Here is a 20,772-nt window from a genome sequence, read left to right on the forward strand (position 1 = left end):
TTGCTTTCGCCTTTTATGCGTTGGTGGGTCTGGGAGGAGTTGAACCTCCGACCTCACCCTTATCAGGGGTGCGCTCTAACCAACTGAGCTACAGACCCAGGTGCGTCTTTCAATCGAAATAATTTGTTGTGAGTACGTGTAACGGTGTGCCGTCTTTGTAAGGAGGTGATCCAGCCCCAGGTTCCCCTAGGGCTACCTTGTTACGACTTCACCCCAGTCATGAATCACAAAGTGGTAAGCGCCCTCCCGAAGGTTAAACTACCTACTTCTTTTGCAACCCACTCCCATGGTGTGACGGGCGGTGTGTACAAGGCCCGGGAACGTATTCACCGCGGCATTCTGATCCGCGATTACTAGCGATTCCGACTTCACGCAGTCGAGTTGCAGACTGCGATCCGGACTGGGACCGGCTTTTTGGGATTAGCTTACTCTCGCGAGTTCGCAGCCCTCTGTACCGGCCATTGTAGCACGTGTGTAGCCCTACCCATAAGGGCCATGATGACTTGACGTCGTCCCCACCTTCCTCCGGTTTATCACCGGCAGTCTCCCTAGAGTTCCCGGCATGACCCGCTGGCAACTAAGGATAAGGGTTGCGCTCGTTACGGGACTTAACCCAACATTTCACAACACGAGCTGACGACAGCCATGCAGCACCTGTCTCAGAGTTCCCGAAGGCACTCCGCTATCTCTAACAGATTCTCTGGATGTCAAGGGTAGGTAAGGTTCTTCGCGTTGCATCGAATTAAACCACATGCTCCACCGCTTGTGCGGGCCCCCGTCAATTCATTTGAGTTTTAGCCTTGCGGCCGTACTCCCCAGGCGGTCAACTTAATACGTTAGCTCCACTACTAAGTTCTTTAAGAACCCAACAGTTAGTTGACATCGTTTACGGCGTGGACTACCAGGGTATCTAATCCTGTTTGCTACCCACGCTTTCGTACCTCAGCGTCAGTTTTAGTCCAGGGAGCCGCCTTCGCCACTGGTGTTCCTTCAGATCTCTACGCATTTCACCGCTACACCTGAAATTCCACTCCCCTCTACTAAACTCTAGTTGCCCAGTATCAAATGCAGTTCCCAGGTTAAGCCCAGGGCTTTCACATCTGACTTAAACAACCGCCTACGCACGCTTTACGCCCAGTAATTCCGATTAACGCTTGCACCCTCCGTATTACCGCGGCTGCTGGCACGGAGTTAGCCGGTGCTTCTTGTATAGGTAATGTCAGTCTACCGGGTATTAACCGATAGGTATTCCTTCCTATTGAAAGTGCTTTACAACCCTCAGGCCTTCTTCACACACGCGGTATTGCTGGATCAGGCTTTCGCCCATTGTCCAATATTCCCCACTGCTGCCTCCCGTAGGAGTCTGGGCCGTGTCTCAGTCCCAGTGTGGCTGATCATCCTCTCAGACCAGCTACGGATCGTCGCCTTGGTAGGCCTTTACCCCACCAACTAGCTAATCCGACATAGGCTCATCTATTAGCGCCAGGCCCGAAGGTCCCCAGCTTTCCCCCGCAGGGCGTATGCGGTATTAGCGTGAGTTTCCCCACGTTGTCCCCCACTAATAGGCAGATTCCTATGCATTACTCACCCGTCCGCCACTCGTCAGCGCCCGAAGGCCTGCTACCGTTCGACTTGCATGTGTTAAGCATACCGCCAGCGTTCAATCTGAGCCATGATCAAACTCTTCAGTTTAATTTTAACGTGTCACTAAATAAGATTAGTGACCAATCTTGGCTCGACTACAGAACATCTTTTCTTGCGAATTGACGTGGTTTCTGTGTCGACTATTTCTAACAGCACATAGTCGCTACACATACCCACACAAATTATTTCGATTTCGTTTGTTAAAGAGCCAGAGCATTTCGCCCTGTTGAGCCGGCATATTCTACAGCGTTTTCAGTGTTTGTCAAATTTATTTTTAAGTCACTTCAAAAACCGAAACACTTAAAACAAATCATCCTGACTTACAACCCAAAGCCGCCAAATCCAGCCGACCTCTTCACCGCTCAATCCAACAAACCAGAGCAGTGAAGAGCCGCTCATTCTAATCACCCAAAACCCCCACGTCAAGAACTTTTTTATTCACGAATTGCCTCAAATTAAAAGTAACCCAAGGGGTCATTAAAAACGGGTCGTTGCCTCACATTGTGTGTAACCGAAATCAAGCGGGTTACCACCATGGGAAAACACGAACGACGAGCCTATTTACAGGCTATCCAAAAGCGCTATCGACAAAGCGATAGGGCCACGAAACAAACGATCCTAAACGAGTTTTGCGAAGTCTGCGGCTACGCCCGTAAGTACGCGATCCGTTTGCTGAATCGAAAAGCCAAGCCAACCGCTTCGCCTAGCAAACGGCCCGGCCCCAAGCGGAAATATCAAGCCGAGGTGTTGCTGGAGCCATTGAAGCGCATCTGGTTTGCTAGCGATCAACTGTGCGGCAAGCGCCTGAAAGCCGCGATACCGATCTGGCTGCCTCATTACGAAGATCAATACGGCCCCTTGGCGGATGGCGTGCGCGCCGACTTGCTCAAGGTGTCGGCGGCGACCTTGGATCGCTTGCTCAAACCCTTGCGCGTCCAGCACCCCAAAGGCTTGTCCGGCACCAAACCCGGGTCTCTGTTGAAAACCCAGATTCCCATCCGCACTCATCACTGGGACGAGACCCAGCCCGGTTTTGTCGAAGCCGATACTGTCGCTCACTGTGGCAATTCGCTGGCCGGCGATTTCGTCTGGAGCCTGACGATGACGGACATTGTCACCGGCTGGACCGAATGCCGGGCCACCTGGAATAAAGGCTCGCAAGGTATCCTGGAACAGATTCAGGCCATCGAGAACCTGTTGCCATTCCCTTTGAAAGGCTTCGATTGCGACAATGGTTCTGAATTTCTCAATCATCACCTGGTTCGCTATTTCACCGACCACCCGCAAAAGCCGGCGTTTACCCGCTCCAGGCCTTACAAGAAAAACGACAATGCCCACGTCGAGCAGAAAAACTGGACTCACGCCAGGCAATTATTCGGCTACGACCGGCTGGATAATGCCGCGCTGGTGCCGTTGATGAACGCGGTCTACAGCACGCTTTGGTGCCCTTTGCAGAATCATTTCTGTCCCAGTCTGAAACTGCGGAAAAAACACCGAGACGGCGCCAAAGTCGTGAAAAAATACCATGCCCCGCAAACCCCTTACCAACGGGTGATCAATCATCCTGACATTCCGGAAACCACCAAACAGACTCTCCAGGAACATCATGCCAAACTCAATCCATTTGCTCTTAAGGCCGCCATTGAGCAACAATTGAAACTCATTTTTTCACAAGTCCAGGTTACCTCTAATGTGAGGCAACGACTCTGATACTTCGGTTACCTTTTTCTATGAGGCAATACGCGGACGCAACTATCCGGCCACCGTCGCCAAAAAAGCTACAGTCGATCCATGTTGTCGCTCCAGGACAAATTATCGTTTACGAAAAAACGATAGCCCGGCTGTTGGCCCGTTACCTTGTTCAGCACATACAGACTACGGCCGACGCCGCGACGGCGGTAGCCTTTTTTCTCTTTGCTTACCAACTGGTCGCGCCAGGTGCCGAAGTTGATGTAGGTAAAGTTTCGGCTTGGTGCGCCGTCCGCGGTGTGCTTGATATCCGCTTCGGTTTGCAGCGGGATATGGGTATGGCCTTCGCCGTGCAGCCGAAATCCTTGTTGCAGGAATAAATCCTGAAATGTCGGAAACACCTGCAAATTTTTGAAACTGGCACCGTCTTCTCGATACACCGAACTGGGTCCCAGCAAGTCAAGCAGTGTTTGTACTTGGTCATAAAGCCATAACACGCCGCGTACCAAGTGCAATTGCACCCGGAACATATGCAGCGGGCCGGTGACCATCAACCACACCCTGGCAACGCGAAACGCCAAGCGCCGCCAAGCCGGAGAGCTGCTCAGCGTGTAATCCCAACTCAGCCACAGGCACAGGGTTTCGTATAACTCGTTCTCGATAATGTCCCGCAGTTCGTTGCCGGTTTTTTTGTCACGGGTTTCTTGCAGAATCCGGGCAATTGCCGCCGAGGTGGGCCGGTACAAATCCAATTCGTCCAGAATGCGTTTGATACGGCTGACATTGGCTTGATCCGGGTCCTGATCGTTCAGCTTGAGTTTGCAACGGTAGATAAACGTGGACAGCGCACCGGCCGCAACCGTATCGCCGAAACAGGCCTCGATGAACGGCGCGTAATGGAGTTGCTGCCAAACCTTAGCTCGCCAACCGTCCCCTGTACTCCAGCCCGGTAAATTGCTGCCCGGCGTAAATGCCAAGCTGTTTTCCCGATCCCGCCATTGGCCGTGGGTAATAAACACCCGCAGTTCGGCATCTCCCCAATAAAACGGCAGCCACGGTACGCTGTTTCGGTCGGCAAAATGTTGTTCGTCATCGAAATACATCTTGCCGACCCACTGCCGATACTCGGCTGACAAATTAGCCAGCTTAGGCCCCAAGCACTCGTCGTAATACATCCGCAGGGTGACCGGATCGGTGAAAATTTCCTTATCGTGATTGCCCAGCAAGGTAATCACTTCCAGCCGGGTATTTTTCAGATCGTCGGGAAGCCGTTGTAGATGATTGAAAAAACCGTCCGCGTTGGTGGCGTGCAAGCTCACAATCTCGGCCATGATTTCACGCAGGCATAAGACAAATTCCGGTTTGTCGCGCTCCCACGGATAGACACCGTGCTTGGCCCACACCGCGCTTCGAATCATATCCACGACGTCGCCGTCCAGGATCAGCGTCAATTCGTCGACTTGCTGAGTTTTGCAAGTACTGGCGATGTCGGCGAAGAATTCTGCCCAGACAATTTCCTCACTGCTTTGATTGCCGACCGTGTTATCGGTGAAATGCAGGTCGCTGATACTGATGCACAGCCGGTTCAACCCGGTGGTTGGTCGGGTTTTGGTCGGTTGCAGCGTATCCAGCGTTAGTTGTAAATCTTCTTGGGTACTTGTCATGACTGCATTCCTCAATTGCGATGTTTATTCAAAAATTCCACGAAACGCGGAAAGATGTCCTGCGCGGCATTTTTGCCCATGATCACGTCCGCATGCCCGTAATCCGGAATCACCGCCAGTTCATGGCGGCCGGGGACGATTTGTTCCAGGCGTTGGTGGCAGACGATATTGGAGTTGCGGAACAAGGCATTGTCCTGGCCGGCGACGAATAGGCACGGCGTGTCAATTTCGGCGGCATGTTGGAAATAATTGTCCGGCAAGCTGCGGTAACGCGGTTCGTTGGGCTGATATTTCACGGCGGTGTTATTAGCATTGACCATTTTCAACACATGCCGGTAGTAATTGACGCTACAGCCGCCGAACAAATCACCGCAGCGGCGATGCGTCACATCCTGCAGATTTTCATGTTTGTACAACACAGGAAAGCCCCAGCCCCACATGAAACTGAGCATATGGCACTCCGGCGAGTCGCATTCGTGATGAAACGCCGAAATGGCCGTCGCCAGCAATTTACCCACCCCCCAACCCGGTTCGCGCCGCCAATAAGGGTTCAGATAATCCACGCCCAAAATGTAATCGGCGGCCAGCGGGCCCAGATACAGCTTGATCTTGGCCGGCAGCGGCACGCACGGCGTCAGCGCCACGCCGTTGGCGATCAGGCTGCGCACGCCGGTCACCGCTTTGCCGAACAAGCCCATGGTAAACGCCAGCGCCCCAAAGCAGTGGCTGATGACATGAATGCGGGCGGAAGGACCGACCGCCGCGCGCACGGTGGCGATGGCCGCCGGCATGTCGTATAGCGCCAGATCGTCAACATTGAAGTTGTGTCTATGCAGGTTATAGGAATAGCGGTTACTGATCCGACCGTCCAAAGTCCAGACGTCGCCAAAACCATGATCCAACAGATAACTGGTCAGGTTGTAATGTTCCGGCATGATGAACATATCGCTGGCGGCGGTCAGGCCCGGCACCAGCACTACCACATCGTCGCTAGCCGCGCGCTTGAAGCGCAATAAGCTCAGGCCCAGCCGGTCGGCGGTCGTGAACTGATGGGTGCTGACCTCCGCATCCTTGACGCCTTCCAAGGTATACAGTGGGATTTCCCGCTCGAAGCTGCCCATCTTTGGCAACATGGATGGTTTGTAGACTTCCCACAACGCGCCTAAAAAGAAGCCGCCGAAGCGTTCGATGGCATGCAGACGGTCTTTCAAGGTATCGCCGCTGGCTTTGATCGTCGTCAGCTGTTTGGCAAAGTCCATCACTTCGATATACAACAAGCCGGTGGCGTAAACCTTGGCTTTGGCTTCCTTGTCGGCTTCCACATGGCCCTTGAATAAGTTAGTGAACAAGGTGGTGGTGTCGGCCCATAAGTCCGGGCCGACGTTGTTTTGAATCTGTTTGCGACCGCTCAAGGTCATGGCCTGACCATTGGCATCGGTAAAAAACAGCCGGTAGAGCATTTGTTTGCGGTCGGCGTCGGCGCTGTCGACGAACAGATTGAACACGCCTTTATCGACGTTACGCCGGCCACCGATCAAATCGCCTTCGACATAGCCGATGGCCGCCGATTGGTGAGCTTCGGACTCCAAAAAGGTATCCAGGTCGTCGCTCTGGATGGTCAGATGAAACATGAAGTAATGGTTATCTTCCTTGCCTTGCTGGTAACCGTCCTCAAAAGCGGTTTGGCCCAGGCTGAGATAGCCTTTCATTTCTTCGGTGAATTCGAACGAGGTTTTGCTGTTAGTTGTCATGTCAGTAGTCCTGTGAATTGGGTTTACACGCCCAGGCTGGCATCGGGTTTGATGCCGGTGATGCCTTCCGCAATCCATTCCGCGGTCGCGGAAATGGTCGCTACCGGATTGGCACCGACTGCGCTCGGCAAGATCGAGCCGTCCACCACATACAAGCCCTGATAACCGAAGGCTTGGCCGCGCTGCTCGGGATGGCCGCTGACCACGCCTTTGTCCGGCGAGTCGGCCAGGATGCAGCCGCCTAAAGGATGCACGGTCACGTTATGACGGATCGGTAAGTCCCAGGTCGGCAACGGGAAAAACCAGTCGGATTTGACAAATTTTTTGAAGCGTTCGCCAGTCGCGAGAATGGCTTGATACAAGCTCATGCTGGTATCTTGCGGCCAATCCAGATCAATGTGTCCGGTCTTGTTCAAGGTCAGCGTGCCGTCGCCATGATCCAGGCCCATGCACAACATCACCACGGATTTGGAAGATAAATCGTCCTTTAATATTTCGTGTAGCGAGAACCCCAACGTGCCGTTCCAGACGCCGTTGCTCACGTATTTCTTCAGCCACTCGATTAACGCTTTCACGGCGCGAATCAGTTTGCGTAAAGTGCTGGTCGGGAAAACGCCTTCGATATACCAGGCCAGTGAAGCCGGATAAGAAGCGTCTTCCAGCACGAAGGCTTGCTGTCTGTTGAAGCGGTCGAACAGGTTGTAATCGGTGTATTGGGTGATTACCGGGCCGTAGTTGGGGTCGGCGTCTTTTTTGCCTTCAATCGCGAACGATAAAAAGTCGCCGTTGCCGGAGAACCAGCGTCCCAGTTGCTCGCTAAGTTTGGGCAGGCTGTGATGCACATCGCGGCAGCGCAGCAATAGCTCGTTGCTGCCGAAGGTGCCTGCCGACACCACGACGCGGCGGGTTTTCAGGCTTTCCAGTTTTCCCGTGGCAAAGTTTTGAAATTCAACCCGATAACCGAATTCGCCGCTGGCGGAGCTGTCGTCGTCACCATGCTGATTGAGCGGGATGATATTTTCGGCTTGGCAGTCGGTAAATACCTGGCCGCCATGCTGGTGTTGGCCAGCGTGAATGTAGTTCAGATCCAGCGTGTTTTTCGAGTGAGTGTTACAGCCGATATCGCATTCTCCGCAATAGGTACACGAGGTTTGCGTGGCGCCGTAACGGTTTTTTTCCTGCAAACCGATGGGGATTGGCGAATCCGAAGCGTTATAGTTGTAATCGTTACCAAAGAACACGCAGATGTCGGCCAGCTTGCTGCTGCGGTTTTCGTGGGCGGCAAACTCTTGAAACAGTTCGGTGCGGACGATTTTTCTGCGGTCGTCAGTTTGCCAGGATGGCACCGGGCGAGCGCCCAATACTTGTTTGGCAACTTGATAATACGGGGCCAGGGTGGCTTTATCCAGACCGGTCGGCCAGCCCTGCTCGAAGACCTGTTCGGGCGGTTCGAGGAAGACGTTGGCGTAAATCAACGAGCCGCCGCCCAGGCCCGCCGAAATCACTGCATCCATTTTTTTGTAATTGCGGACGTCAAACAAGCCGCGCAGATTTTTGTTTTGAATGTGGCGTGGTCGGTCTATCGCCTCGCCTTCCACGCTCCAAAAACTGTCGGAAATTTGTTTGGGCGAGCGGGCGAAAGAGCCCATTGGATAATGCCTGCCGCGTTCCAACAGCAAGACTTTGGAACCCCACTTCTGCGCGAGCCGGCAAAAGCTGATGGAACCGCCGAAACCGCTACCGATGACTATCGCTTCGTAATCGAAGTGCTGACTAGCCATTTACACCTCCTCAAGAATGATTTTTTATTATTATTGGCTCATTGTCCTGCTATCGGATGTTGAAGAAAAACGGTGTTGCCGGGTAAAGGCTATTGCTAAAACCCTGTACAGAACAATGTCTTACGGCAGCATGCGTAGACGCTGCCTGGGCAGTATAGCCTAGTTTTTGCCGTGATTCGATTAATGCGAGACGCGCTGCAGACAGAGCCGAGCAAGCCGTTAAACATTCCGTGCTTCAGGGGTAGGCAGGCTATACTGAAGGCCTCTTTTAGCGATAGGTGAGGAGCCGTTATGAAGAAAATATCCGTCAAAAATCCGGTGGTGGAGATCGACGGCGATGAAATGACCCGCATCATCTGGCATTTCATTAAAGACAAATTGATTCTGCCTTACCTAGATCTGCAAATCGATTATTACGACTTAGGTATCGAGCAGCGCGATGCTACCGACGACCAAGTCACCATCGATGCGGCCCACGCCATTCAAAAGCACGGCGTTGGCATCAAATGCGCAACCATCACCCCGGACGAAGCGCGGGTGGCAGAGTTTGGATTGAAAAAAATGTACAAATCACCGAACGGCACCATTCGCAACATCCTGGACGGCACCGTGTTCCGCGAACCGATCATTTGCAAAAACGTGCCGCGCTTGGTGCCGAATTGGACCCAGCCGATCTGCATCGGCCGGCATGCGTTTGGCGACCAGTACCGAGCCACCGATTTCGTCACCAAAGGCAAAGGCAAGCTAAAAATCAGCTTCATGCCGGACGGCGGCGGCCCGGAGCAAAGCTTTGAGGTCTATCATTTCGAAGGCGACGGCGTCGCGTTGGCGATGTACAACACCGACGAGTCCATCGCTGGTTTCGCTCGCAGCTGTTTCAATGTGGCCTTGGATCGAGGCTGGCCGCTGTATCTTTCCACCAAAAACACCATCCTGAAAAAATACGATGGCCGCTTCAAAGACATCTTCGAAGAAATCTACCAAGCGGAATACAAAGCCTTATACGAAGCCAAAGGCATTGTCTACGAACATAAACTGATCGACGACATGGTGGCTTCAGCCTTGAAATGGAACGGCGCCTTCGTTTGGGCCTGCAAAAACTACGATGGCGATGTGCAATCCGACACGGTGGCCCAAGGTTTTGGTTCACTGGGTTTGATGACCTCCACCTTAGTCACGCCAGATGGCAAAACCATGGAAGCCGAAGCAGCTCACGGCACCGTTACCCGCCATTACCGCATGCATCAACAGGGTAAGAAGACCTCGACCAATCCGATTGCCTCGATTTTTGCCTGGACGCGCGGTTTGGCGTTTCGCGGCAAACTGGACGGCAACGCCGAGTTGATCAACTTCTGCGAAACCTTGGAAAAGGTCTGTGTCGATACCGTCGAGGCCGGGCAAATGACCAAGGATTTGGCCTTGTGTATCTACGGCGATGATTTAAACGACTCGCATTATTTAACGACCGAGGATTTTCTGGAAGCTTTGCGAGCCAATCTGGAACGCAGCCTTTCGGCGTCATGAGGCTTTTGCCGTTCGCTGGGTTTTAGTTGCAATCCCAGCGAACTTTTAAGTTGCTTACTCGCTCACAGAACACTGAGAAATCATTGCTACAATCCAGGCTAAGTTAATCACTCAGCCCATAGGTACACAAACATCATGCGCTTATTATTGGTAGAAGATGACGCCATCCTTGGTGATGGTTTAAAAGCCGGCTTGACGCTGGAAGGTTATGCGGTGGATTGGTTAATCGACGGCGCGCAGGCCGACGAGGCGCTGAAGTTGAACCACTATGATCTGGTGGTGTTGGACTTGAACTTGCCGCGCATGGACGGAATGAGCGTGTTGAAGAACCTGCGCCGGCGCAAGGACAGCACCCCGGTTTTGGTCTTAACCGCCCGCGAAGGCGTCGCCGAACGGGTGGCCGGTCTGGACAATGGCGCCGACGACTTTGTCACCAAACCGTTCGACCTAGCGGAAATTTGTGCGCGCTTACGCGCATTGGCCCGCCGCCACGATGGTCATAGCCTGCCAGTGATCGAACATAAAGGCGTTACCATCGATCCCGCCGCGCACCAGGTGTATTTCAACGGCAAGCCGGTTGATCTGGCGCAAAAAGAATTTGAAGTGCTGAGTTACCTAATGGGACATATCGGCCAAGTTATTTCCCGGGCTCGTCTGGAAGAGTCGCTCTACGCCTGGGGCTCGGAAGTGGAAAGCAATGCGGTGGAAGTGCATATTCACCATCTGCGTAAAAAACTGGATAGCAATCTGATTCGCACCATCCGCGGGGTCGGTTACATCATCGACGAGAACTGATGGCCAAACATTTTCGTCTGGCGCCACGCTCCCTGAAAAAGCAGCTGCTGCTGTCGCTCCTAACCTCGCTGTTGCTGGTTTGGGGCGTTACCGCCTACTTCAGTTACAAACAAACCCGCGACGAAGTCACCGAACTGTTCAACGCTGAATTAGCTCAATCGGCACGGGTGGTACACGCCTTTGTCGAGAATATGGTCCGGCAACGTGCACTGACCAAACTCTGGGAGCGCGACAAAGCTCCAGAACTGTTCGACACGCCCATCCTCGGCCACAAATACGAACGCAAAATTGCCTTTCAATTACGCTCAGTGAAAGAGGGGCTGGTGTTGCGCTCGGAAAGCGCGCCGGAATTTGCCTTATCCTTGACGCGAAACGGCTACAGCGAAACCATGCTGGATGGTCAGCTTTGGCATGTATTTAGCCTGAGTACCGAAAACGGCAATTATGTGATTCATGTCGGTCAACGCGACGATATTCGCCGGGAATTGGTGGAAGGCATCGCCGGCCAGCAAGTGATTGGTTTTTTGATCGCATTGCCGATATTGGGCGTAATGATCTGGTGGATCGTCAGCCGCACCTTGTCGCCGGTCAACCAGGTCAAGGAGCAATTGGCCAGCCGGGCAGCCGGCTTTCTGCAACCGCTGTCGGTGGATAATCTGCCGGACGAGGTATTGCCTGTTGTCACGCAAATCAATAGCTTGTTTGCGATGCTGGAACAAGCTTTTGCAAACGAGCGCAATTTTACCTCCGACGCTTCCCACGAACTGCGCACGCCATTGGCCGGTCTGTTGACGCAAATTCAAGTGGCGCAAAAAACCACCGATACGCAGATGCGCGATCAGGCTTTGCAAAAAGCCCAGCAAGCGGTATCGCGGATGACGCATACGGTGCAACAATTGCTGACCTTGTCGCGAGTGCAGCATCAGCAGGCCGGGATTGCCAAGCAGTCTGTTGATGTTAACGAAGCCTTGATAGAGGTGATTTCCGATTTGGATCACGCCGCCCGCGAGAAGCGTATCGATATTGAATTGCAAGGAGAGCCGGCTCTAGTGATCGTCGCCAATCCTCAGTTATTTCAAGTGTTGTTACGCAACTTGATCGATAACGCTATTAAATATTCGCCGATTGAAGGGCATATCAAAGTAGCTTGTCGCCGCGAAAACAAGCGTTTGCAGTTGACCGTGGACGACAGCGGTCCCGGTGTTGCCGACGACGATTATCAGCGCATCACGCAGCGCTTTTACCGTTGCGTGGAAACCGCCAATAGTGTTGAAGGCAGCGGCTTGGGCTTGTCCATCGTACAGCGCATTGTGGCTTTGCATGCGGCGGATATTAATTTTGCCAAATCAGAATTGGGTGGCTTGCAGGCTCGGGTGCAAGTGGCGTTATTGGCTTAATTGGCTTAGGGTGCAAAACTCCGAACGCCGATAGCATGCTCTACTTTGTCAGGAGGCGCTTGGGGGCAAAGTCGACGAATGACTCAGTGTAAAAACCTTTCAGTGAGAATTTCGAACCGCGCATTTGTTAAAAATCAATACGCGGATGATGTGCAGATAGATCGCCGTATCTAACATCCGTTATCCCTGACAATCTCAATCCAGCTAGATAATCATTTTTTAGCCTCTTGTCAGAGCCAATCCAATCAGGCAAATCACACAACCGACACTATATGACCGTGTGAAATCACCTGTTTTCCCCCGATTCTAGAATCGCCAAAATTAATATTACTATTTGATTTTTATTCAATTTATTCGCTCGGCACAAAATTAGCTCACTTACACGTTCGACGCCAATCGTTGCGAGTGCCACGTGTCGTTCTAAAGCTAACTTTTAAATTTGAGTAGGGCAGAATAATGAATAATAAGGCGCATTTTGCTTGGCTGTTAGCCATTCTGGTCAGCGAAGTGTCCGCTCAAACTAACGAGCAGGACCATAGTACACCGATCGCAGAGCTGGATACTATGGTTGTTACCGCCACGCCGGGACGCAGTCTGGCGGTCAAAGACGTACAAGCCAGTGTCGAAGTCATCACCCCGCAACGGTTAAAAAGCCTTTCGCTACGAACCTTGCCGCAGATTTTGCAATATGCTGCCGGTACCGGGTTTGTGGCCGATTCCGGCACTAACTCACGGATTAACCTGCGCGGTTCATCGAATAACCAGACCTTGATTTTGGTGGATGGCTTGCGGAGAACCGGTAAGTTCGGCACTTCCGACTTGACGGGTTTGAGCATCGAAAATATCCGGCAGATCGAGATTATTCGCGGCCCGATGTCGGCGTTATACGGTGCTGATTCAATCGGTGGGGTGATTAACATCATTACCAAGGCGCCGGGCGAGCAATTTGGTGCCACCGGCAGTTTTACCTGGGGGCAGGCGGAACGAGGTCAGCGCGACACCTTTATTGAGCGGGCGGGTGTTTCGACCGGCGATTTTCATGGTCTAAAAAATCGCTTTTCTGCTGAAGTGTTTAATAAAAACGATTTACGAGTGGATACCAGCGTTCCCACGACAACGCTCAAAGATATCGATCGCTACTACGTGAATTACGCCGGCTCTTATGACTTCACGCCGCAGCGCAAACTGCGCTGGACGGGCGAGTTGATGGAACAAAACGACACGGGTACGGCATTTAATCGAGCCCGTAATGTTGAGAACGAAGACCGCAAACAAATCAGCCTAACCTACGATGATGTCTATGACTGGGGCAATGCACGTTTGCTGGGTACTTACGGTCAAACCCTGGCAAATGTCGGGCGGAATGCTCAGGATCCCACGGATATTGAAAAAACCAAATTTGAATTAGGCCAAATTGAAGGCTTTTTAAACTGGTTTGCCGCCGATAACTTGACAGTCACCTTAGGTACTGGTGGACGGTTTCAGGATTTATACATATCGACGTTTGATCGTAACCGCTTTCCCGGCGCCCAAACGCGCCATGTGTTTCACGCGCTATCGCAGATCGATTGGGACATTGTCCGTGATGTGAAATTGGTGGCGGGTGTGCGTTACGATACCTTTAGCGATTTCGGCGACGCACTCAATCCTCGAGCCAGTTTATCCTGGTCGCCAGGCGATTTTAATTTTCGGGTTGGCTATGGTTCTGCTTTTAAAGCGCCAGAGTTTGTCAATATGTTTCCCACCTTTGTCCGTACCAGCCGACGAGGTCCGTTTACCAGTGTGTCAACGATTAGCGGCAACCCAAACTTAAGGCCGGAAACGTCTGAAACCCTGGAAACCGCCGCCAAATACAGTTTTGACCAAAACAATGTTTACGGCAGCTTGGAAGCGATCGGTCACGTCACCTGGTACGAGGATTTAATCCAGTCTATAAATACCGGTAATCGCACGGTGGGCACAGTAATATTCTCAGATTTTAATAGCTTCAATACCGGGCAGGCCAAGGTACGTGGCGCCGAAATCATTTTTAACTTGGGTGTTAAGGAGTATTACAACTTATTCGCCTCTTACGAATATCTGGACGCCGAAGATACGCAAACTCATGAGCGCCTGATAGACCGATCCCGTCATGCGTTTCGCTTTCAAAATACCTTTCATCTCCATCCGCAAGTGGATTTATCACTTAATGGCCGATTTTATGACGGCTATGTCGGCAACAATGCCAATCGGGTGCGTGAGTCCGCTTACCACCATGAGTTTGATGCCAAGCTGGATTATGCCGCCACCCAATGGCTGACCGCCTTTGTGGGTGTCGATAACGTATTTAATCGGGTCACGCCCTATGTCATGGGCTTGCAAGGCACTCCCAATGACCCAGGTGGCCGTTTTTATTACACCGGCTTTAACGTCAGTTACTAGGAGGCGACATGCCGTATTGGTTTATTTTCATCGGCGTGCTGAGCGCTGTGGCTGCCTGGGCCGAGGAAGCCCCCAAAGCGCATGATATGCAACATCACGGGGGCAATCAGCATGCCACGTATTTAAGCGAACCCAGTGTGATTCGTTATTACTTGCCGGATTTAAGCAGTCAGGTTTTGGAAAAGCTGGAATTGCCCAAACTGGGCTTTGAAGGCTATTACGCATTGGTCTTAGAAAAACCGCAGCCCGGCCTGTTAGAAGCCGAAGTGCGCTACAGCTATAAAAACGGTCGCCCGATGAAAGCCAAGCCTCAAGCCTTATTCGGCTTGCAGAAAACCGTGTTGGAAATCGAACCTGATCCGCATCCCGCCGAGCATGCCCGCTACTTCAGTGGCAAAACCTGGCGCTTTAAAGTGCGCTTCCAGGGTCAACCCGTGCCGAATCAAGCTGTGCAATTTCGTTCACAAAACGGCAGTCAACTCAGTGGCACGACCGATCAACAAGGACGCGTGGCGTTTGAATTGCCGGACGACTTTAGTGCGGTTCAACCGGGACAAATGGCCAATCCTCCCGCCGAGTTTGCGATTAGCACCGAATTGAGTACCAACGACCAACGCTATCGCTCCACACTCAAAGGCGATTATTACGTCTCGCCGCTGCATTGGCAGTCTGTGCCTTGGGGGGCGGGTTTGGCCGGTTTGGGTGTTTTGGTGGGGTTTTGGTTAAACAGACGTTTGTCCAACAAGCCGTTAAAAGTCAAAAAATATGCGAGTGCTGTGTCATGAATCTGTCGGTTATGCGTAAAACTGTGCAAGGGGCGTTGTTTTTTCTGATGGTGTATGGCGGCTACTGGTTAGGCCCCTATACCACCGACAAACTCAGCAAAGCCTTGCCGGCATTAAGTTGTGCTTACGATCCGTTAAGTGCCGATTATTGCGCCTTGGTGCCGTTGCAACACCAGATTCATCATGGGTTGGAACGGGTGTTTGCCGGACAAATGCCGCTGTGGATGGCCTTACTGCCCATTGCCATTACCCTGGGCACCTTTGTGGTGTTGTTTGTGCTGTTTAGCAAAGCGTTTTGTGGCTGGGTGTGTCCATTGGGGTTCTTCCAGGACATGCTGAGCATTGTCGGCCAAAAATTGGGTTTGCAGGGCAAGCAAAGCTTAACCGACAGTACCGTCGATAAAATTCGGCCCGTTAAGTGGTTGATGCTGTCGCTGCTGGTGTTTGGCTTTCCGTTGCTGGCCGCCGCCGGTTATGTCGATGAAGCCTGGGGCGCGCCGTTTTGCGCGGTCTGCCCAAGCCGCATCATGACTACCTTGATGACCGGCAGCACCGATCAACTGTATGTGGATTCGGCCAGCGCCAGTTTGACCGGTCTATCCATTGTGGGCGTGTTTTTGTTTGGTTTGATGATCTCACTGGGGTTGACGGTGCGCCAGCCGTTCTGCCGGATTTGTCCCATGCTGGCCCTGCAAGCCATTTTTCGTAAAGTCGGTTTATTGCGCTTGGTAAAAAACGCCACGCCACGTTGTGATAAGTGCGGTTTATGCGCCAATGCCTGCCCGATGGATATTCGGGAAATCCATACTGAAATGCACAAATACGACATTACGTATCCGGATTGCACGCTGTGTGGTCGTTGTGTGGAGTTTTGCCCGGACGATAAAGTATTGCAATTGCGTTACGCCGGCTTGCCGGTTTTTTCTTCGTCCAGCGATTACTTCAAACGCCGCAAACAAAGCCAGAAACAATGGGAAACGATTTCCTTGGCCAACCTGCACCGCAAACCTAAAGCAGCACAAGAGACTCAATAGTCATGGAACCGACCAGCCTAAGCTTGAGTGCCGCGTTTATCCTGGGTTTTACTTATGGTGCCGGAGCCTGCAATATCGCCTGTTTGCCGTATTTGGGGCCGGTGTTTTTCGCCACGGAATCCGGCGGTTTAAAACAGGCCTGGCGCCGAGTCACACCGTTCTCGGTGGGACGACTGGTGGGGTATGCCTGCGCGGGTTTATTGGCAGGGGTATTGGGTGACTTATTGGCCGATACCTTGCAACAAACCGGTTTGCGTTGGCTGCTGGGGCTTGCCACCTTTTGGGTGGCGATTTCGCTGTTTCGCGCCAAACGGGGTGCGCACAAGCCTTGCGCCACCACCCGCCAAACACCCAATCGCCGCTTTGGTTTGGGTACGGGCTTATTTGTAATGGGTCTGGGCATGGCCTTTAATCCTTGTGCACCTTTAAGCGCCTTGTTACTCGCGGCAGCCACTGCAGGGAGTGCACTATCGGGCTTGGGGCTGGGCTTGGCGTTTGGTGCGGGGGCGGTGATTTTGCCGACCTTGATTTTCAGCATCGGCGTTGCGCATTTTGCCAGCGAACTGCGCGCCAACTGGGGACGCTGGCGTCCGCATCTGGAATACGCCAGCGCTGGGATGATGTTGCTGATGGGCGTCGGTACCTGGATGGGCTGGATTACCCCTTAGCTTGGGGCAATTTTGCTAGCAAGCGGTCTAAATCTGCTTCACTTAAAGCACCTAAATGCCGCGTAACGACTTTGCCTTGAGGATTGACCAATACGGTGAAAGGCAGACCTTGACGCTGGTTACCCAATTTAAAGGCCAGGTCCATGCCGCGTTCATCCACCCATTGCGGGTAATCAATCGCAGTGGTTTGCATAAACTGGCTGACGTTTTCCGGGGTGTCCACCGCAAATCCCAAGATCGCCAACTGCTGGGGATCGGTTTGCGCAAAACGCCGATTGAAATACGGAATTTCGCTGCGACAGGGCTGACACCAAGTCGCCCAGAAATTAATCAACAACCAACGTCCTCGCCATTGCTCCAGGCTTTGGGGTTCGCCTTGTAGATTGGTATAACGCACGGACTCAATCCGCTCGACTGGCCGATGCGACTGACTATAGAGCCAGACCGCCGAACTCAACACGGCTGCAAATAACAGATGGGGGAGCCAAAATTTCATGATGGGTCGGAAAATAAAGGTTTAGCGTGAACGGCAGCAGCTAGGGCGCGATAACCAACGGGCATTGCGCCGTGTTGGCCTTCGATGTGGCAATACGGGTAGTTTAAAGGGTTTTCAGCGCTGTTTGCGCATAATGATTGAGTGTGCAGTTTTTTGATGGATTGATTTTTTAACGAGGTGTACATAATGAACAAAGGATGGATGATTTTGCTGGGTTTACTTGGGCTGCAAGTCGCTTATGCGGATCAGCTTGTGGTAGTGGCCGGGGCCACTGGGCGCACGGGTGTGCATGTCGTGCAACAGCTTCAGGGACAGGGAGTTAAAGTGCGGGCCCTGGTGCGCGATGCCAACAAAGCCAAGGAAACTCTGGGGGATGGTGTGGAAACCGCGATAGCGGATGTTAAAGACCCGGCCAGTTTACAACGTGCGTTAGTCGGCGCGACGGCAGTGGTCTCGGCAATAGGCTCGGGCGGTGATTGGTTCGGTGATAACGGCCCGGAATTTGTTGATTACGCGGGTAACAAAAATCTGGCTTTAGCCGCCAAAGCTGCCGGTGTTCAGCATATGGTGCTGGTGTCTTCAATGGGCATCAGCAATTTGCAACACCCTTTAAATCGACGCTTCAATAATGTGCTGATCTGGAAATACCTAGGCGAGGAAGCCCTTAGAAAAAGCGGTGTTCCGTACACCATTATTCGCCCTGGCGGATTGAAAGACGATGCGGCCGGGACACGGGGCATTCGGCTAACGGCTGCCGATAAAGCGGGACAAGGTACCGTTAATCGGGCCGATGTAGCATTAGCGTGCGTCAAGGCATTGTTCAACCCCGCCGCACAAGGTAAAACCTTTGAGCTGACCAACACGGATCAAACCGGCGATGTTAGCGATTGGTCGGCTTTATTTGCTGGCGTGGAGCCGGACAAAGAATGAGCCTGCGTACCGGTTTAAGCAAATGGCTCATGCTCGGATTATGGGTAACCAGTCTGACAGCCAGTGCCGATAAAATTCTGGTTGCCGGTGCCACCGGCGGCACCGGGCAACGCATCGTGCATCATTTGCTGCAACAAGGAGAGTCGGTGCGGATTTTTGCTCGCGATGCTGACAAAGCACAACGCTTGTTCGGCTCGACAGCCGGCTTGGAAATCCATATCGGCGACATTCGTGATTCGCAAGCCGTCACTCAGGCCGTGCAAGGGGTCACGCATATTATTTCTGCGGTCGGTGCACGGAGTCAGGATGAAGACGATCCCAATAGTGCGCGTTATGTCGATTACGAAGGTACGCAGCATCTAGTCAAAGCCGCTCAGCAAGTCGGCATACAGCAGATCATCTTGGTTTCGACCGCAGGTTTGAGTGATTCGGTGTACGCCGAATCGGTCAAAAATCGTCCGATTTTGTTGTGGAAAAAGCAAGCTGAGCAAGCCGTTCAATCCAGTGGCATTCCTTACACTTTGGTGCGTCCCGGTCGTTTGCTGGATGAAGAGGGAGGGCAATTCGGCATGCTCGTGACGCAAGGCGACTATCAACGCGGGGAAGGTATTGCCCGAGACGACGTGGCACGGGTCTGTGTTGCTGCGCTGAAACAACCGGCTGCCTATCGGAAAACCTTTGAAATTTCCCGTGACCGTAATGAAGAGCCGATCAGCGATTGGGCCGAATTTTTTGCAGACTTGCACAGCGATTAAAACATGCAGAATTTAACCCTACGCTTGCTGGCGCGTGACGAGCCGGGCCAGTCCCGGCTTGCGGCTTGGGTGGGCTTTGCGTATTTCTTTTTTCTGCTGAGCAGCTATTACGTATTACGGCCTGTGCGGGAAATGCTGGGGGTGAGCGGTGGCACTAAAAACCTGCCCTGGTTATTTAGCGCTACCTTTGTCGCCATGCTATTAGCCGTACCGGCCTACGGCTGGATTTGCAGCCGTTTTCCACGTCGTCGTTTTTTGCCTTGGGTGTATGGCTTTTTTATCAGCCATTTACTGCTGTTCTATGGCCTGTTGCAATGGGACATCAACAATCTCTGGGTAGCCAGAGGTTTTTTTGTTTGGCTGAGCGTGTTTAGTCTGTTTACGGTTTCGGTGTTCTGGAGCTTTATGACCGACGTGTTCGACAAGCAGCTCGCACAACGCTTGTTTGGATTTATTTCTGCCGGCGGTAGCTTGGGAGCAATGGTGGGCCCGTTGCTGGCAACCGGTCTGGTGGGCGCTATTGGCCCGGCAAGCTTGTTACTGTTGTCCGCCTTATTGCTGGCTTTGACTTTACCCTGCATTCATTTTTTGCTGCGCTGGCAAGCCGGACAAACCACCGACCAATCAGCCCGATTTGCCGGGGATCAGCCCGTGGCGGGTGGTGTCTTGTCCGGTTTGGGCTTGTTGTTGCGCAGTCCTTACCTGTTGGGTATTAGTGGCTTTATTTTGCTGGCCAGTGCCAACGGCACGTTTTTGTATTTGCTGCAGGCCGATTTTGTGGCCAACACGTTTACCGACAAAACCCAGCAGACTCAAGTCTTTGGTGCGATAGATAGCGTGGTGAACGGCTTGTCGATTCTAGTGCAGCTGATTTTCACCCGCCGCATTATCGCCACGCTGGGTGCGGCCTGGACACTGGCCAGTATTCCCATCATCATGGCCCTCGGCTTTGCCGCATTTGGCTGGAACCCGAGTTTGCCCTTGTTGCTGGTATTGATGATTTTACGCCGGGTCGGGGATTACGCCATTCTGCGGCCAGCACGCGAAATGTTGTTCGCGCCACTGGATCGGGTCACCAAATACAAGGCCAAGAACATTATCGATACCGTCGTTTTTCGCGGGGGTGATGCCCTGACCAGTTGGCTATATGCGCCATTCGGCGCCTTGGGCATTGGCTTGATCGCCGCTGTTATTGCCAGCGCTTGGGCGGGCTTGGGATTCGTTTTGGGCCGACGACATCAACAGACACATCGCTGAAAAGCTGGCTGGCTAGTGGCGATTAAATCAAGCTCTGGATTTGTCCCATGCAGTTAAGCCGCATATTTCATTCTAAACCAGCCCCCATTCCGGTTGAAGATTGCCACCAGTCCCGCCCCAAAGCCTGCCATCGATTCCGGTACGATTGCGTAAGCACTGAATGACTGCTTTTGGACGAGTC

The 20,772-nt window shown here is 52.6% G+C and carries 15 protein-coding genes, 1 tRNA gene and 1 rRNA gene; 11 read left to right on the top strand and 6 right to left on the bottom strand.

The genetic code is table 11. The features are described from left to right. Positions 1–21: 21 nt before the first annotated feature. Positions 22–98, bottom strand: a tRNA-Ile gene (locus JWZ98_RS20725). Between the two features lie 60 nt (positions 99–158). Beyond that, a 16S ribosomal RNA gene (locus tag JWZ98_RS20730) occupies positions 159–1,692 on the bottom strand. Positions 1,693–2,178: 486 nt separating this feature from the next. Here JWZ98_RS20730 and JWZ98_RS20735 point away from each other — a divergent pair. Further along, positions 2,179–3,354, top strand: a complete 1,176-nt coding sequence (locus JWZ98_RS20735; RefSeq protein WP_205450356.1) for an integrase — start codon at positions 2,179–2,181, stop codon at positions 3,352–3,354. 68 nt (positions 3,355–3,422) lie between these two features. On the opposite strand, the gene JWZ98_RS20740 is transcribed toward JWZ98_RS20735, so the two are convergent. The 3 genes from JWZ98_RS20740 to JWZ98_RS20750 are packed head-to-tail and all read right to left on the bottom strand — an operon-like array spanning position 3,423 to position 8,529. Then, positions 3,423–4,997, bottom strand: a complete 1,575-nt coding sequence (locus JWZ98_RS20740; RefSeq protein WP_205451578.1) for a hypothetical protein — start codon at positions 4,995–4,997, stop codon at positions 3,423–3,425. 11 nt (positions 4,998–5,008) lie between these two features. After that, positions 5,009–6,748, bottom strand: coding sequence for an alpha/beta fold hydrolase (locus JWZ98_RS20745; protein WP_205451579.1), 1,740 nt, complete (start codon positions 6,746–6,748; stop codon positions 5,009–5,011). Positions 6,749–6,771: 23 nt separating this feature from the next. After that, on the bottom strand, positions 6,772–8,529 hold the full coding sequence (locus JWZ98_RS20750; RefSeq protein ID WP_033158180.1) for a GMC oxidoreductase: 1,758 nt from the start codon (positions 8,527–8,529) through the stop codon (positions 6,772–6,774). A gap of 291 nt (positions 8,530–8,820) precedes the next feature. Here JWZ98_RS20750 and JWZ98_RS20755 point away from each other — a divergent pair, with 291 nt between their 5' ends. From JWZ98_RS20755 to JWZ98_RS20785, 7 genes are all read left to right on the top strand, one after another. Further along, on the top strand, positions 8,821–10,053 hold the full coding sequence (locus JWZ98_RS20755) for an NADP-dependent isocitrate dehydrogenase (RefSeq protein WP_033158181.1): 1,233 nt from the start codon (positions 8,821–8,823) through the stop codon (positions 10,051–10,053). Positions 10,054–10,188: 135 nt separating this feature from the next. Further along, positions 10,189–10,848 carry a response regulator gene (locus JWZ98_RS20760; protein ID WP_033158182.1) on the top strand — a complete coding sequence of 220 codons (660 nt, stop codon included), beginning with the start codon at positions 10,189–10,191 and terminating at the stop codon, positions 10,846–10,848. Further along, the gene (locus JWZ98_RS20765; RefSeq protein WP_205451580.1) at positions 10,848–12,245 is read left to right on the top strand and encodes an ATP-binding protein; all 1,398 of its coding nucleotides are present in this window, start codon (positions 10,848–10,850) and stop codon (positions 12,243–12,245) included. Before JWZ98_RS20760 ends, JWZ98_RS20765 begins: the two co-directional genes overlap by 1 nt. Positions 12,246–12,701: 456 nt before the next feature. Next, complete coding sequence (locus JWZ98_RS20770) at positions 12,702–14,666, top strand: TonB-dependent receptor (protein ID WP_205451581.1); 1,965 nt, start codon at positions 12,702–12,704, stop codon at positions 14,664–14,666. Between the two features lie 8 nt (positions 14,667–14,674). Next, positions 14,675–15,451: a hypothetical protein gene (locus JWZ98_RS20775; RefSeq protein WP_205451582.1), complete on the top strand. Its 777-nt coding sequence runs from the start codon at positions 14,675–14,677 to the stop codon at positions 15,449–15,451. Further along, entirely contained in the window at positions 15,448–16,485 is a 1,038-nt protein-coding gene (locus JWZ98_RS20780; RefSeq protein WP_205451583.1) for a 4Fe-4S binding protein, read from the top strand. Before JWZ98_RS20775 ends, JWZ98_RS20780 begins: the two co-directional genes overlap by 4 nt. A gap of 2 nt (positions 16,486–16,487) precedes the next feature. Then, positions 16,488–17,153 (top strand): sulfite exporter TauE/SafE family protein, encoded by a 666-nt coding sequence (locus tag JWZ98_RS20785; protein ID WP_205451584.1) that lies wholly within the window; start codon positions 16,488–16,490, stop codon positions 17,151–17,153. Here the strand turns inward: JWZ98_RS20785 and JWZ98_RS20790 are convergent. Then, a complete protein-coding gene (locus JWZ98_RS20790; protein WP_205451585.1) occupies positions 17,143–17,649 on the bottom strand; it encodes a TlpA disulfide reductase family protein in 507 nt (168 codons plus the stop codon). The genes JWZ98_RS20785 and JWZ98_RS20790 overlap by 11 nt on opposite strands. A gap of 186 nt (positions 17,650–17,835) precedes the next feature. On the opposite strand from JWZ98_RS20790, the gene JWZ98_RS20795 reads away from it, so the two are divergent. Genes JWZ98_RS20795 through JWZ98_RS20805 form a run of 3 tightly spaced genes read left to right on the top strand, consistent with a single transcriptional unit; the run spans position 17,836 to position 20,591 of the window. Next, a complete protein-coding gene (locus JWZ98_RS20795) occupies positions 17,836–18,579 on the top strand; it encodes an SDR family oxidoreductase (RefSeq protein ID WP_205451586.1) in 744 nt (247 codons plus the stop codon). A gap of 29 nt (positions 18,580–18,608) precedes the next feature. Beyond that, entirely contained in the window at positions 18,609–19,334 is a 726-nt protein-coding gene (locus JWZ98_RS20800; RefSeq protein WP_205451587.1) for an SDR family oxidoreductase, read from the top strand. Between the two features lie 3 nt (positions 19,335–19,337). Further along, on the top strand, positions 19,338–20,591 hold the full coding sequence (locus JWZ98_RS20805; RefSeq protein WP_205451588.1) for an MFS transporter: 1,254 nt from the start codon (positions 19,338–19,340) through the stop codon (positions 20,589–20,591). Positions 20,592–20,772: the final 181 nt, after the last annotated feature.

This window comes from Methylomonas sp. EFPC1 (genome assembly GCF_016925515.1).
GTDB lineage: Bacteria > Pseudomonadota > Gammaproteobacteria > Methylococcales > Methylomonadaceae > Methylomonas > Methylomonas defluvii.

Excerpts from the sequence above, each read along its gene's own strand:
- JWZ98_RS20750 (WP_033158180.1), bottom strand. The coding sequence starts at position 8,529 with ATGGCTAGTCAGCACTTCGATTACGAAGCGATAGTCATCGGTAGCGGT.
- JWZ98_RS20755 (WP_033158181.1), top strand. The coding sequence starts at position 8,821 with ATGAAGAAAATATCCGTCAAAAATCCGGTGGTGGAGATCGACGGCGAT.
- JWZ98_RS20785 (WP_205451584.1), top strand. The coding sequence starts at position 16,488 with ATGGAACCGACCAGCCTAAGCTTGAGTGCCGCGTTTATCCTGGGTTTT.
- JWZ98_RS20765 (WP_205451580.1), top strand. The coding sequence starts at position 10,848 with ATGGCCAAACATTTTCGTCTGGCGCCACGCTCCCTGAAAAAGCAGCTG.
- JWZ98_RS20775 (WP_205451582.1), top strand. The coding sequence starts at position 14,675 with ATGCCGTATTGGTTTATTTTCATCGGCGTGCTGAGCGCTGTGGCTGCC.
- JWZ98_RS20800 (WP_205451587.1), top strand. The coding sequence starts at position 18,609 with ATGCTCGGATTATGGGTAACCAGTCTGACAGCCAGTGCCGATAAAATT.
- JWZ98_RS20760 (WP_033158182.1), top strand. The coding sequence starts at position 10,189 with ATGCGCTTATTATTGGTAGAAGATGACGCCATCCTTGGTGATGGTTTA.
- JWZ98_RS20735 (WP_205450356.1), top strand. The coding sequence starts at position 2,179 with ATGGGAAAACACGAACGACGAGCCTATTTACAGGCTATCCAAAAGCGC.
- JWZ98_RS20795 (WP_205451586.1), top strand. The coding sequence starts at position 17,836 with ATGAACAAAGGATGGATGATTTTGCTGGGTTTACTTGGGCTGCAAGTC.
- JWZ98_RS20790 (WP_205451585.1), bottom strand. The coding sequence starts at position 17,649 with ATGAAATTTTGGCTCCCCCATCTGTTATTTGCAGCCGTGTTGAGTTCG.
- JWZ98_RS20740 (WP_205451578.1), bottom strand. The coding sequence starts at position 4,997 with ATGACAAGTACCCAAGAAGATTTACAACTAACGCTGGATACGCTGCAA.
- JWZ98_RS20770 (WP_205451581.1), top strand. The coding sequence starts at position 12,702 with ATGAATAATAAGGCGCATTTTGCTTGGCTGTTAGCCATTCTGGTCAGC.
- JWZ98_RS20780 (WP_205451583.1), top strand. The coding sequence starts at position 15,448 with ATGAATCTGTCGGTTATGCGTAAAACTGTGCAAGGGGCGTTGTTTTTT.
- JWZ98_RS20805 (WP_205451588.1), top strand. The coding sequence starts at position 19,338 with ATGCAGAATTTAACCCTACGCTTGCTGGCGCGTGACGAGCCGGGCCAG.
- JWZ98_RS20745 (WP_205451579.1), bottom strand. The coding sequence starts at position 6,748 with ATGACAACTAACAGCAAAACCTCGTTCGAATTCACCGAAGAAATGAAA.